The sequence below is a fragment of the Moritella sp. 28 genome (assembly GCF_018219435.1).
Taxonomy (GTDB): Bacteria; Pseudomonadota; Gammaproteobacteria; order Enterobacterales; family Moritellaceae; genus Moritella.
Genome location: NZ_CP056121.1, coordinates 5,023,951 through 5,038,380 on the forward strand (window position 1 = coordinate 5,023,951; position 14,430 = coordinate 5,038,380).

Annotated in this window: 11 protein-coding genes, 1 tRNA gene and 2 rRNA genes; 1 reads left to right on the plus strand and 13 read right to left on the minus strand. The window is 42.0% G+C overall.

Going from position 1 to position 14,430, the window contains the following annotated elements:
* Nucleotides 1-23 precede the first annotated feature (23 nt).
* On the plus strand, nucleotides 24-1,526 hold the full coding sequence (gene gppA / locus HWV02_RS22415) for a guanosine-5'-triphosphate,3'-diphosphate diphosphatase (RefSeq protein WP_211677946.1): 1,503 nt from the start codon (nucleotides 24-26) through the stop codon (nucleotides 1,524-1,526).
* 62 nt (nucleotides 1,527-1,588) lie between these two features.
* Here the strand turns inward: gppA and hemB are convergent, their stop codons facing one another.
* From hemB to HWV02_RS22480, 13 genes are all read right to left on the minus strand, one after another.
* Nucleotides 1,589-2,605 (minus strand): porphobilinogen synthase, encoded by a 1,017-nt coding sequence (gene hemB, locus HWV02_RS22420; RefSeq protein ID WP_211677947.1) that lies wholly within the window; start codon nucleotides 2,603-2,605, stop codon nucleotides 1,589-1,591.
* 71 nt (nucleotides 2,606-2,676) lie between these two features.
* A complete protein-coding gene (locus HWV02_RS22425) occupies nucleotides 2,677-3,267 on the minus strand; it encodes a TetR/AcrR family transcriptional regulator (RefSeq protein WP_211677948.1) in 591 nt (196 codons plus the stop codon).
* A gap of 1 nt (nucleotide 3,268) precedes the next feature.
* On the minus strand, nucleotides 3,269-4,717 hold the full coding sequence (locus HWV02_RS22430) for a coniferyl aldehyde dehydrogenase (protein ID WP_211677949.1): 1,449 nt from the start codon (nucleotides 4,715-4,717) through the stop codon (nucleotides 3,269-3,271).
* A 118-nt stretch (nucleotides 4,718-4,835) separates the two neighbouring features.
* A complete protein-coding gene (locus tag HWV02_RS22435) occupies nucleotides 4,836-5,639 on the minus strand; it encodes a TatD family hydrolase (RefSeq protein ID WP_211677950.1) in 804 nt (267 codons plus the stop codon).
* On the minus strand, nucleotides 5,617-6,372 hold the full coding sequence (gene tatC, locus HWV02_RS22440) for a twin-arginine translocase subunit TatC (protein ID WP_211673503.1): 756 nt from the start codon (nucleotides 6,370-6,372) through the stop codon (nucleotides 5,617-5,619). Before tatC ends, HWV02_RS22435 begins: the two co-directional genes overlap by 23 nt.
* Nucleotides 6,373-6,750, minus strand: coding sequence for a Sec-independent protein translocase protein TatB (tatB, locus tag HWV02_RS22445; protein WP_211677951.1), 378 nt, complete (start codon nucleotides 6,748-6,750; stop codon nucleotides 6,373-6,375).
* A gap of 3 nt (nucleotides 6,751-6,753) precedes the next feature.
* On the minus strand, nucleotides 6,754-6,990 hold the full coding sequence (tatA, locus tag HWV02_RS22450; protein WP_211677952.1) for a twin-arginine translocase TatA/TatE family subunit: 237 nt from the start codon (nucleotides 6,988-6,990) through the stop codon (nucleotides 6,754-6,756).
* A 131-nt stretch (nucleotides 6,991-7,121) separates the two neighbouring features.
* On the minus strand, nucleotides 7,122-8,762 hold the full coding sequence (gene ubiB, locus HWV02_RS22455) for a ubiquinone biosynthesis regulatory protein kinase UbiB (protein WP_211677953.1): 1,641 nt from the start codon (nucleotides 8,760-8,762) through the stop codon (nucleotides 7,122-7,124).
* The gene (locus tag HWV02_RS22460) at nucleotides 8,763-9,374 is read right to left on the minus strand and encodes an SCP2 domain-containing protein (RefSeq protein WP_211673506.1); all 612 of its coding nucleotides are present in this window, start codon (nucleotides 9,372-9,374) and stop codon (nucleotides 8,763-8,765) included.
* A 9-nt stretch (nucleotides 9,375-9,383) separates the two neighbouring features.
* Entirely contained in the window at nucleotides 9,384-10,139 is a 756-nt protein-coding gene (ubiE, locus tag HWV02_RS22465; protein WP_211673507.1) for a bifunctional demethylmenaquinone methyltransferase/2-methoxy-6-polyprenyl-1,4-benzoquinol methylase UbiE, read from the minus strand.
* A gap of 787 nt (nucleotides 10,140-10,926) precedes the next feature.
* Nucleotides 10,927-11,003 (minus strand) — tRNA-Asp (locus tag HWV02_RS22470).
* 84 nt (nucleotides 11,004-11,087) lie between these two features.
* Nucleotides 11,088-11,203 (minus strand): 5S ribosomal RNA (gene rrf, locus HWV02_RS22475).
* A 126-nt stretch (nucleotides 11,204-11,329) separates the two neighbouring features.
* Nucleotides 11,330-14,220 (minus strand): 23S ribosomal RNA (locus HWV02_RS22480).
* Between the last annotated feature and the right edge of the window lie 210 nt (nucleotides 14,221-14,430).

A 14,430-nucleotide genomic window follows, 5' to 3' on the forward strand; every position in this document is an offset into this window, starting at 1 on the left:
TGTTTATAGATAAAGTGATTAGTGTGAGTAAAAAAAGTTCGTCAAATTTATATGCCGTAATTGACCTCGGTTCAAACAGCTTTCATATGCTGGTCGTTCGTGAAGTTAACAATAGCCTACAAACTGTTGCTAAAGTGAAGCGTAAAGTAAGACTTGCTGCTGGCCTTGATGCAGAAAATAACCTCAACCAAGCAGCACTTCTGCGCGGTTGGGATTGTTTAAGTTTGTTTGCTGAGCAGCTACAAGACATTCCTGCCGAGAACATTCGGATTGTTGGTACAGCTACATTGCGCTTAGCAAAAAATGTAGCTGTATTTCTTGCTACGGCAGAAAAAATATTGGCACATCCGGTAAACATTATTTCCGGTGAACAAGAAGCTGCACTTATCTACAAAGGCGTTGCCTATACCAGCAGTGGCCAAGGCAATCGTTTAGTGGTCGATATCGGTGGCGCAAGTACTGAACTCATTATTGGTGAACAAGCACAAGCAAAGCTACTTTATAGCTTTAAGATGGGTTGTGTTACTTGGTTAAATAATTATTTTTCTGATGGTAAACTCAATCAGCACAACTTTACGCAAGCAATTAATGCAGCAAAAGCGGTCTTGACCCCTCAGCTAGAAAAGTATTTAACCATTGGGTGGAATACGTGTATCGGTGCTTCAGGTACAATCCAAGCGTTACAAGAAATTATGGTCGCGCAAGGTGAGAACGAGCAGATAACACTAGCGAAATTACACTGTATTCAGCAGCAAGCGATTGCCTGTGGTGATATTGAAAACTTGAATATCAATGGCTTAACAACAGATAGAAAACCAGTATTCACAAGCGGCTTGGCTATTCTTACCGCGCTATTTGAAAGTCTAGAAATCAATAATATGTTTTTAGCTGGCGGTGCGTTAAGAGAAGCCGTTATTTACGAAATGACCGGACTGCGTGCAAGTCACAATGTACGTCAACAAACGGTAAATAGCTTGATGGTAAAGCATCAACTGGATCTGGGGCAAGCTGAACGGGTTAAAAGTACAGCATTAAAAGCATTTGACCAACTAAAGGTGACGATTTCAGAAGACGATACCCAAGCAGGACCTTTACTTGCTTATGTCAGTTCTTTACATGAGATCGGCTTATCGATTGATTATAAGAAAGCACCACAACACGCGGCCTATATAATCGATAACACAGATATGCTTGGTTTTACTAAAGCCCAGAAGCAATTACTTTCGGTGTTATTGATTAACCAACGTGATGAATTAAATTTATCTTTGTTAGCACAACAATCAGCAATCAGTTACGCAAGTGCGTTACTACTTTGTCGTATTTTAAGAGTATCATACACGCTAGCCTTACGACGTACTGATGGTACAATCCCAGAGTTTTCACTCACTCTTGCTGAAGGAAATACATTAACAATTACCTTGCCAACACAATGGTTAGCGCAGCATCCATTACGCGCAGCCGCATTAGCATCAGAGTTAGAATTACAAGCTAAGCATAATTTAGTGTTAGAAGTTCAAGAAAAGTAATAGATAATTAGAAAGTAAAAAAACCGAGTATGAGACTCGGTTTTTTATTGCCGTAAAATAAATTACGCGTTATTTTCTTTAAGCCATATCGCTACACGCTTTGCAAAATATGTCAGAATACCGTCAGCACCAGCACGCTTAAAGCATAATAATGATTCTAGAACACATTCTTGTTCTTTCAACCAACCATTTTGAATCGCAGCCATGTGCATTGCATACTCGCCACTCACTTGATAAGCAAATGTTGGTACGCCAAATTCATCTTTAACACGACGTACAATATCCAGATAAGGCATACCAGGCTTCACCATCACCATATCAGCACCTTCCTCGATGTCCATCGCCACTTCATGTAACGCTTCATCCGAGTTTGCCGGATCCATTTGGTAAGTAACCTTACTGCCGCCTTTTAGATTACTCGCCGAACCCACCGCATCACGGAAAGGTCCATAATAATTAGATGCATATTTTGCAGAGTAAGCCATAATTTGCGTATTCACATGACCCGCTTCTTCTAGTGCGATGCGGATAGCGCCAATACGACCATCCATCATATCTGAAGGGGCAACAATATCAGCACCTGCAGCAGCATGAGAAAGCGCCTGTTTAACTAAGATCTCAGTGGTAATATCGTTAAGAATATAACCCGAGTCATCAATGATACCGTCTTGGCCATGTGTGGTGAACGGGTCCAATGCCACATCAGTCATCACACCGAGGTCTGGAAATGATGATTTTAATGCACGCACTGCTTTCTGTGCTAAGCCATCAGCGTTATACGCTTCTTCTGCAAGTAAGCTTTTTTGTTCTAATGGGGTAACCGGGAAGATAGCAATCATCGGAATGCCTAACGCAACCAATTCTGCCGCCTCTTCGAGTAACAAATCAATCGATAAGCGCTCAACACCCGGCATTGATGCGATCGCTTCACGACGACCTGTACCTTCAAGTACAAACATAGGGTAGATAAGATCATTAACTGTTAATTGATGCTCAGCAACTAAACGACGAGAAAAATCATTTTTACGATTACGACGAGGGCGACGGTTTGGGAAGCCACCTAGAATAGTTTTACTCACGATATCTCCTTGCGAGGTAGGAATGCGAATTGGGAAACCAAGTACGCTTTGTACTTGGCTAGATAGTCATCTTACCGCGTGAGTAAATGAATATCAGCACCTTGTACTGAAATAGCATCAACAATTACATTAATTGACGAATTAATAGCAGCCTTTTGATCTATCTCAGGTAGCGCATACACATAAGTCGCAGTTGATAGTAAGAAACTCTCACATGTCGTTAAAAGGTATGGTATCGGTAAGTCTTTAATTATACCGTTATGAATACCCGTATTAAGTAATTGCGTAAAGAAGCCTAATACCTCTTCCCAAATAGCCAGTTGGATCTTTTTATCAAAATACAAAGAATGGCTACAAAGTAGGATAAACGCCATTTTTTGTGGGTGATTAACTAGCCAGTGAACACCGTTAACCCAGATATCAGTTAATCGAGATTCTGCATTATGATCATTCGGCTGCAATAAAGCCTGAGCAAATTCTTTTTTAACCTCAAGATACAAGGCTTCGATTAATGCTTCTTTCGTGGCAAAGTGATGAAACAAGGTTCCCGTTGCAACTTTTGCTTCACGTGCAATCGCCGCCGTCGTCGTACCATGAAAACCATTGACCGTGAACAACGCTAACGCGGCATCCAAGATCAGTGTTTTTTTAGATTTAGTCATATTATCTCAAGAAAAATTTCAAAATGATTTTTTGTATCAAACTCCCATACGGTGCATAAATAAAGCGCGTAGAATGGAATTTACCTTGTTTCAATATTGTTTTTGATTTTGAAAAAGTACGGAACCCTTCGATACCATGGTACTGTCCCATACCTGATGGGCCAACACCACCAAATGGGGCATCGTCAGCAGCAAAGTGCATGATTGTATCATTGATCGCGACACCACCGGAAATCGTCTCACGTATAATTTTTTTCTGAGTATAACTATCAAAACTCATGATATATAACGCTAATGGGTGTGGACGCGCTTTAATATATCGGATCGCATCATCAATCGAATCATAAGGTAAAATAGGTAACAATGGACCAAATATTTCATCCTGCATTAGCTGCATATCGTCACTCACATCTAACAATAAATGCGGTAACATACGGTGTCTTTGATCATCAAGACTGCAACCATCTTGCATTGTTTCAACCTTAGCCCCCTTTTGCTGTGCATCTTCTAGCCATGATTTAAGACGAGCATACTGGCGAGCATCAACAATATTAGTATAATCATCATTTTGCATTGCAGTAGGGTAACGACGATTAAACTCATTACGATATTCTTTAACAAACTCCATAACTTTTGCACGCGGGCAAAGAATATAATCAGGTGCAATGCAGATCTGGCCAGCATTCAGGCTTTTTCCTAACAAAATACGATTAACCGCCATTTTAATATCAATATCAGGGGCAACCACCACAGGTGATTTACCACCAAGTTCAAGCGTCACTGGCGTTAGGTTATCCGCAGCAGCACGCATTACATGCTTACCTACAACAGTCGAACCTGTAAATAATAAGTGATCAAAAGGCAGCTTAGTAAACGCTGCAGACAAGGCCATTTCACCTTCAACAATACAAACATCTTTACTATCAAATACTGAAGTAATGATCTGCTTTAGTACTTGATTAGTTTTCGGAGTGAATTCCGACATTTTAAGCATCGCACGATTACCAGCTGCAATACTGGTAATCAGAGGCATAACGGCAAGATTAATCGGGAAGTTCCAAGGTACGACAATACCAACGACCCCAACAGGTTGATAATGAACTGTCACACTTGCTGGAGCTAACAACAAACCAGGGCTACGTCGCGTCGGCTTCATCCACTTAGCTAAACGCGCCAAAGTATAATTAAATTGTGCCGTTGTAGGTAAAATATCAGCATACAAAGTATCGTGACGAGAACGGTGACCATAATCTTCTGAAACAGCCGTCACTAATGCTTCTTTGTTTGCCAAGAAAGCGGCTTTAAATAATATTAAGCGTTTCTTACGCTCAACCATATCCCATTCAGGTTGGGTTAAATAAGCTTCTTTTTGCGTTGCAAAGATCTGTTCCATTTCTACAATATCATCGATACTATCGCTATCATTCGTTCTGATTGTCGCTACACTCATAATTTTCATGCCTCAATATAAAAACCGACTAGTTAGTCAATCAAAATAGACTGGTTAGTCGGTTTTGTCTAGTCTTCGATACAGGAAGTATTAACTAAGCAATATAAAGTGATAGTGGTCACAGCTTAGGTAACCTAAAGAACTGTTCAGTCACCTGTAAACTGCGACGCAATAATAGCTCAACATCCTCATTACGCGCGGTAGCAATCGTTTGTGCAACATGCGGTAGATAGCAAGGTTCATTACGACGTGATTTAGGCTTTGGTTTTAGATTTCGCGGTAATAAATACGGCGCATCCGTTTCTAACATTAACCGATCAGCTGGGATATCTCGCACCAACTGGTATAATTCCGACCCACGACGTTCATCACAGATCCAGCCAGTAACACCAATATGTAAATCTAATTCTAGGCACGCAGCCAAATCACTCGCAGAACCAGTAAAACAGTGCAGTACAGCTGCGGGTAACGCTGAACGATAGTCTTTCAAGATTGCGATAAAACGTTCGTTAGCATCGCGTTCATGCATGAAAACTGGCATATTTAATTCGGCAGCAAGCTCTAACTGCTTTGCAAACGCGGCTTCTTGCATCGGGCGAGGAGAAAAATCACGGTTGAAGTCCAAACCACATTCACCAATAGCGACGACACTGTCATATTGAGCAAGGGCTTTAATTTGCTGCCAGCTATCATCTGTAGCATGTCGAGCATCGTGCGGGTGAATGCCTGCTGTTGAATAAAGTTGCAGTGGGTAATCTTGAGTAAGTTGATAAGCTAGCTGGCTTTCGGCGATATCCGTGCCAGTAACAATTAAACGACGCACCCCTTGGGCAGAGGCGCGTTCAATAACATCAGGTAAATCTTTGTGAAAAGCAGCGTTTGTTAAATTAACGCCTATATCAATCAGTTCCTGCTTCTTCATCTTTTGTCTCGTCCTGTTTAACGTAAAAACGAGAAAATAATAAACCTAACTCAAACAATAGCAACATAGGTATCGCTAATAATGTTTGTGAAATAATATCTGGCGGTGTTAATAACATCCCCATGATAAATGCAGCAACGACAATATAAGGTCGTTTTTGACGTAAATTTTCAGGCGTAGTTGCGCCAGTCCAACATAATACTAATGTGGCAATGGGGATCTCAAATGCGAGACCAAACGCAAAAAATATCTTCAACACAAAATCAAGATAGCTACTAATATCAGGCGCAAATGTTACCCCTTCCGGCGAAGCCGCCGCAAAGAACTCGAATGCTAAAGGAAACACAACGAAATAAGAAAAAGCAATACCAAGATAAAAGAGTAAAGCACTACTTATTACCAATGGCGCGATCAACTTCTTCTCGTGCTTATATAAACCTGGCGCGATAAAAGCCCAAACTTGATACAAAACCCAAGGGATAGCAATAAATGAAGAAGCAACCAGTGTTAACTTTATTGGAGTAAAAAATGGTGTTGCGACATCTGTTGCAATCATACTTGTACCAGCGGGTAATTGCGCAATCAGTGGCGCTGATATCAACTGATAAATATCATTAGCAAAATACACTAATGAAATAAAAACTAAGATAATTGCGGCACTCGCACGCAATAACCTATCTCTCAGTTCGATTAAATGGGCAATCAAAGGCTGAGTATTTGGATCTGCTGCCATTTATTTTTTATCCTGTTCAATTACCTGCTCTGCTACTTTAGGTGCTTGGTCAACACTCGGCGTAGATGTTGACGTCGATTTATCATCCGCATAAGGACGCGTCACCGACGCTGCAGCATCACGTAAAGAGTCGATAGAGCTTTGCAAATCAGGACTGATATTATTCATCCCTTGCTGCTCCGCTTTTTTCAAATTGTCATGCATTTCTTGAATTTTCAATTCATGTGACAATTCCTCTTTTACAGAATTGGCGGCACCCTTGATGGTTTTCACCCAAGAGCTCACAGTTCTGATAGCGACAGGTAAACGCTCTGGCCCTAATACTAATAGGCCCAGCACTGAAATAACCACAATTTCCCAAAATCCGATATCAAACATAAATTATGCCTGTTCTTTATCTTTTTTTGTTTCTTTGGTTACGTCTGTTTTTGTTGCAGTAGTTTCTTCTAATACTTTATTGTCTTCTTTCGTATCTTTAGGCTCGTCACTCATGGCTTTTTTGAAGCCTTTAACTGCCGCACCTAGATCACCACCAACATTACGTAACTTCTTCGTTCCAAACAATAAAAGAATAATTACAGCAATGATAATTAACTGAGTAACACTAATTCCGCCCATGATAAAACCTTATTTTATATAATTGAATACGTCATTATTAACGTCGATCAGTATACAGTATATAAGCTACATATTTACTACTCTCTGATCTACGATAAATTTTTTTCGCTTAGCTCACTTTGTTGTACCAACTACTTAAGCTTAAACCAGCCGACTATTAATAGCCCTGAGCCGATACTGGCTAACGTAATGGCTAGCGAAGTGGTATCAGGATTGTACACGATCGCCGCACAAATCATAAGTACACCACCACAGCTCAATAAATAACGACCTTTGTTTGCGTACGCTTGCTGCTGAGTAAAACGCTCTGCTTGGGTAAACAGTGTATCTAATTTAGCTTGCTGCTTAGTCGCTTTCGTGAGTGTATCAAACACCAATTCAGGCAATTCTGGTAACTTTTCAGCCCAAAACGGCGCACGTTGTTTTACTGCAGAAAAGACCGCTTGTGGCCCCATCTGTTCTTTGACCCAATTTTCAAGAAATGGCTTAGCCGTATCCCATAAGTCTAGTTGAGGATAGAGCTGACGACCTAATCCCTCAATGTACAATAATGTCTTTTGCAATAATACTAATTGCGGTTGTACTGTCATATCAAACTTACGTGCAGTAGCAAATAGATTAACCAGTACATGACCAAAAGAAATTTCGGCTAATGGCTTTTCAAAAATGGGATCACACACAGTACGGATCGCAAATTCAAAATCATTAACATCAACATAGGATGGCACCCAACCAGAATCAACGTGTAACTCTGCGACTTTACGATAATCGCGATGGAAAAAGGCTAACAGATTCTCCGCTAAGTAACGCTTGTCGTCACGATTTAAGGTACCAACAATCCCACAATCAATACCAATCCAACGAGGATCTTCAGGTGTTTCATAAGAAACAAACACATTACCGGGATGCATATCGGCATGAAAAAAACTATCACGAAAAACTTGGGTAAAGAAGGTTTCAACACCTCGCTCAGCCAAGAGTTTCATATTGGTGCCCTGTGCCTCTAACGCAGCAATATCGGATACAGGAATACCGTAAATACGCTCCATTACAATCATATTTTTATGACTGTAATCTGGGTATATCTCTGGTACATACAACTCTTTAGAGTCAAGAAAATTACGACGTAATTGGATTGCATTCGCCGCTTCACGCTCTAAATTCAATTCATCAAGAATCGTTTTTTCATAATCAAGAACTACTTCGAGTGGTCTTAAGCGCCTAGCCTCGGGGACTAACTTCAGTAATACTCTCGACAGACGTTTCATCAACTGAGTATCGGCGCGAATAATCGGTTCGATATCAGGTCGAATTATTTTAATAACAACTTCTTCGCCGTTGCTCTTTAACTTCGCTGTATGCACTTGTGCAATAGATGCAGATGCTAAAGGCATCGGATCAAAGTCATCAAATACGTCATCAATTGGCTGACCAAGCGCAGATTCGATCTGCTGCATTGCTAATTGACTATCAAATGGTGGCACCTGATCTTGCAACATAGCCAATTGCTCAGCAAACTCTTGTGGTAATAAATCACGACGCGTTGATAACATCTGACCAAATTTGATAAAAACAGGGCCAAGTTTCTGTAATGCTAATTTGATACGTTCTGCAGGTGACTTTTCTGCATGTTTATTTTTGATCCAAAAAATAGATTTTCTGAATAATCGTGCTGATAACGGCTGCAATTGTGCAGGTAACAATTCATCAATGCCATATTCCAAAACAACTTTTTGGATATGATAAAAACGCTTTAGCTCAACCAATGTCATTTATACATCTTCCTTACGTGACAATAATGCCAAACGCATTTCAATCTGCTTACATTGCTGTTCTAACTCATTTACTTCATCACAAAAATTAACAATTTCTAAAGCGCCTGGAGCTAAACGTATTTCTTCAATTAAATATTCAGCTACATTATTCCGTGCGATCATCATGTTGTTTTGCAGCCAAGCTTGGCTCGATTTTGCACCTTGTAGTAGCTTATGTGCAGCAACATCTCCTGTGTAACGAGATAAATGCTCTTCCCAATCAATATCTAATTCTTTTAAGATAATGCTAAACTTACTTGCTACCATAGGATCACCGCTCATATCTAATTCACCCTCTTTAATCAGAGCAGTGAATTGTGAACTATCTTGTAATCGAGAAAGACTCGATAACTTTATATCCATACAGCAGTCTGCATTTCCATCATACTTGGCTAACACATCAACCTGAGATGAAAAAATAAAATAAAGTGGCTTTGGTAGTTCTGCAATATTTACCTGTAGCACTTTACCTTTTAGCGACGCGATCTTATCTACTGCATTTGTATCTGCTTTTAATAATTGATTCAATAATGTTTCAATTCCCGCAGTAACTAGCATTTCGATTGGCATGAGTATTCCTTAGAATTTGTAACCGCGATGCAGAGCAACAATACCACCAGTCAAGTTGTGATATTCAACGCTTTCAAAACCAGCAGTTTCCATCATACCTTTTAATGTTTCTTGATTTGGATGCATACGAATTGATTCTGCTAGATATTGGTAACTATCGCCATCATCAGCAATTAATTCACCCATCTTAGGTAAAATATTAAATGAATAGAAATCATAAATTTTATTTAATGCTTCAGAATCTGGTTTTGAGAATTCAAGAACTAATAAACGACCACCTGGTTTTAATACACGAAACATCGATGCTAGCGCTTTATCTTTATCAGTCACGTTACGTAAACCAAATGCTATCGTGATCAGGTCGAAATGATTATCAGGAAAAGGCAGTTCTTCAGCATTTGCTTGCACGTAAGTCACGTTACCAACAATACCACGGTCACGTAATTTAGCACGACCAACTTTTAGCATTGAATCATTAATATCAGCAAGCGTCACTGCGCCAGTGTCTCCAACAATACGCGAAAACTTAGCAGTTAAATCACCTGTACCACCGGCAAGATCTAAAACTTTATGGCCAGGTCTTACACCACTGCAATCAATCGTAAAACGTTTCCACAGACGATGAATCCCCATAGACATGAGGTCATTCATTACATCATATTTAGCCGCGACTGAATGAAACACACTCGCAACCATATCGACCTTTTGGTCTGACTCTACAGTTTTATAGCCAAAATGAGTGGTGTTATTTGATTTATCTGTCATCGAGCTGTCCTTAATATCAGTTTAAGCGGATAGTTTACTGCAACTCAGAGCCAACTGAAACGAAACAAAGCATTTAATCTATAAAAGGTAAAAAAATACCACATAGGATAAGTTATCATAAGAAAATCCAGTACTCAGTGTGATAGATCGCTTATCTTTTTATCAAGAGTCTAACGGCAATCTGCTCGGTACTTTATCTCTGAATTTCAGGATTTCATTGTTTGTTAGCGGTGTGGACGGGACTCGAAGTCTTCGGCAGCGTAACAGGCCACTTGTTTGGGTGAACAGTCTAACCAACTGAGTACTACTAATAAGAATAAAGGATCCCCACAATCTTTATTTTTGTATCTGAATTTCAGGCACAAAAAAAGCCTCTATTTATAACAAAAAGTTTTCGATTCAGGCTTTCGTTGTTTGTTGGCGGAGTGCCGGGACTCGAACCCGCGAAGCCTTCGGCAGCGTGACAGGCCGCCTTTTTAGGTAAACAGTCTAACCAACTGAACGACCACTCCGAACAATCTGAATTTTTGTATCCTGAATTTCAGGCACAAAAAAAGCCTCTATTTCTAACAAAAAGTTTTCGATTCAGGCTTTCGTTGTTGTTGGCAAAGAGAAAGCGGACGGCTTTCTACAAACACAACCCGCGAGCCCCTGCGTGACAGGCCGCTTATGGTTTTATAAAGAGTCTAACCAACTGAACGCCCACCCCGAACAATCTGTATTTTTGTATCCTGAATTTCAGGCACAAAAAAAGCCTGAATCTTTCGATTCAGGCTTTCGTTGTTGTTGGCGGAGTGGACGGGACTCGAACCCGCGACCCCCGGCGTGACAGGCCGGTATTCTAACCAACTGAACTACCACTCCGCACAATCTGTGCTAATGTTTCCATCAGTCTATTCTTTATACAAGGTATAAAACCTTGATTGTAGTCTTTCGACTCAATTTGGCGCTTGGCGATGCCCTACTCTCACATGGGGAAGCCCCACACTACCATCGGCGTTATTACGTTTCACTACTGAGTTCGGAATGGGATCAGGTGGTACCGCAACACTATGGTCACCAAGCAAATTTGGTTTGCTTTCAAGTTGTATCTTTAAAATCTGAAAAGCTATAAATAAAGAAGTCTTTAAAACATAAAGTGTTCTGTCTATTCTTAAGTCGATATTTCAATTAATCATACTTTAATTTGTATGGTTAAGCCTCACGGGTAATTAGTACAAGTTAGCTCAATGCCTCACAGCACTTACACACCTTGCCTATCAACGTTGTAGTCTCCAACGGCCCTTCAGGGGACTTAAAGTCCCAGTGAGAACTCATCTCGAGGCCTGCTTCCCGCTTAGATGCTTTCAGCGGTTATCAGTTCCGAACTTAGCTACCGGGCAATGCTATTGGCATAACAACCCGAACACCAGTGGTTCGTCCACTCCGGTCCTCTCGTACTAGGAGCAGCTCCTCTCAATTCTCAAACGCCCACGGCAGATAGGGACCGAACTGTCTCACGACGTTCTAAACCCAGCTCGCGTACCACTTTAAATGGCGAACAGCCATACCCTTGGGACCAACTTCAGCCCCAGGATGTGATGAGCCGACATCGAGGTGCCAAACACCGCCGTCGATATGAACTCTTGGGCGGTATCAGCCTGTTATCCCCGGAGTACCTTTTATCCGTTGAGCGATGGCCCTTCCATTCAGAACCACCGGATCACTAAGACCTACTTTCGTACCTGCTCGACGTGTCTGTCTCGCAGTTAAGCTGGCTTATGCCTTTGCACTAACCACATGATGTCCAACCATGTTTAGCCAACCTTCGTGCTCCTCCGTTACTCTTTGGGAGGAGACCGCCCCAGTCAAACTACCCACCAGACACTGTCCGCAACCCCGATAAGGGGCCTACGTTAGAACATCAAACGTACAAGGGTGGTATTTCAAGGTTGACTCCACATCATCTAGCGACAATGCTTCAACGTCTCCCACCTATCCTACACATGTAGGTTCAATGTTCAGTGCCAAGCTATAGTAAAGGTTCACGGGGTCTTTCCGTCTAGCCGCGGGTACACTGCATCTTAACAGCGATTTCAATTTCACTGAGTCTCGGGTGGAGACAGCGTGGCCATCATTACGCCATTCGTGCAGGTCGGAACTTACCCGACAAGGAATTTCGCTACCTTAGGACCGTTATAGTTACGGCCGCCGTTTACCGGGGCTTCGATCATGAGCTTCGACCTAAGTCTAACCCAATCAATTAACCTTCCGGCACCGGGCAGGCGTCACACCGTATACGTCATCTTTCGATTTTGCACAGTGCTGTGTTTTTAATAAACAGTTGCAGCCACCATTTCTCTGCGACCGACAATAGCTTACGGAGCAAGTCCTTCACCATCATCGGCGTACCTTCTCCCGAAGTTACGGTACCATTTTGCCTAGTTCCTTCACCCGAGTTCTCTCAAGCGCCTTAGTATTCTCTACCTAACCACCTGTGTCGGTTTGGGGTACGATTCTCTTATATCTGAAGCTTAGAGGTTTTTCCTGGAAGCCGGGTATCAACTACTTCATCTCCGTAGAGACTCGTCATCAGCTCTCAGCCTAATGTGCGCCCGGATTTACCTAAGCACACAGCCTACAACCTTAAACATGGACAACCATCGCCATGCTAGCCTAACCTTCTCCGTCACCCCATCGCAATATAAGTGAGTACAGGAATATTAACCTGTTTCCCATCGACTACGCCTTTCGGCCTCGCCTTAGGGGTCGACTCACCCTGCCCCGATTAACGTTGGACAGGAACCCTTGGTCTTTCGGCGTGGAGGTTTTTCACCCCCATTATCGTTACTCATGTCAACATTCGCACTTCTGATACCTCCAGCAAGCTTCTCAACTCACCTTCGACGGCTTACAGAACGCTCCTCTACCATGCAAGAACAAGTCTTGCATCCGTAGCTTCGGTGGTATGTTTAGCCCCGTTAAATCTTCCGCGCAGACCGACTCGACCAGTGAGCTATTACGCTTTCTTTAAAAGATGGCTGCTTCTAAGCCAACTTCCTGGCTGTCTGAGCCTTTCCACATCGTTTCCCACTTAACATACACTTTGGGACCTTAGCTGACGGTCTGGGTTGTTTCCCTTTCCACGACGGACGTTAGCACCCGCCGTGTGTCTCCCGCGATTGAACTTATTGGTATTCGGAGTTTGCAAAGGGTTGGTAAGTCGGGATGACCCCCTAGCCTTAACAGTGCTCTACCCCCAATAGTTAGACGCGAGGCGCTACCTAAATAGCTTTCGAGGAGAACCAGCTATCTCCCGGTTTGATTGGCCTTTCACCCCCAGCCACAAGTCATCCGCTAATTTTTCAACATTAGTCGGTTCGGTCCTCCAGTTGATGTTACTCAACCTTCAACCTGCCCATGGCTAGATCACCGGGTTTCGGGTCTAATCCCAGCAACTATTCGCGCAGTTAACACTCGGTTTCCCTACGGCTCCGCTATTCGCTTAACCTTGCTACTGAAATTAAGTCGTTGACCCATTATACAAAAGGTACGCAGTCACAGAACAAGTCTGCTCCCACTGCTTGTACGTATACGGTTTCAGGTTCTATTTCACTCCCCTCACAGGGGTTCTTTTCGCCTTTCCCTCACGGTACTGGTTCACTATCGGTCAGTCAGTAGTATTTAGCCTTGGAAGATGGTCCTCCCATATTCAAACAGCATATCACGTGTGCCGTCCTACTCGATTTCACAGTAAGGTCGTTTTCATGTACGGGACTATCACCCTGTATCGTGAAACTTTCCAGAATCTTCCACTAACTTCCAAACTGCTTAAGGGCTAGACCCCGTTCGCTCGCCGCTACTAAGGGTATCTCTATTGATTTCTTTTCCTCGGGGTACTTAGATGTTTCAGTTCTCCCGGTTCGCTTCGTAACGCTATGTATTCACGTTACGATACTCTACAAAGTAGAGTGGGTTCCCCCATTCGGAAATCTGTGGATTAACGCTTTTTATCAACTCCCCACAGCTTAACGCAGATTAACACGTCCTTCATCGCCTCTGACTGCCTAGGCATCCACCGTATACGCTTAGTCACTTAACCATACAATCTAAAGTCGACCGTACAATTGAAATAACTAGGTATTATCTAGTTTTTTTCGCCTCAAGAATACTCAAGAACACTATATTGTTATTGCCGAAGCAATAACGTGTTTTAAGAACTTCTTTATTTATTCAGCTTTCCAAATTTTTAAAGAGCAATTTGCTAAAAAGCAAAGATAAGCATTAAGCTTGCTTAGCTTTGTATTTTAAC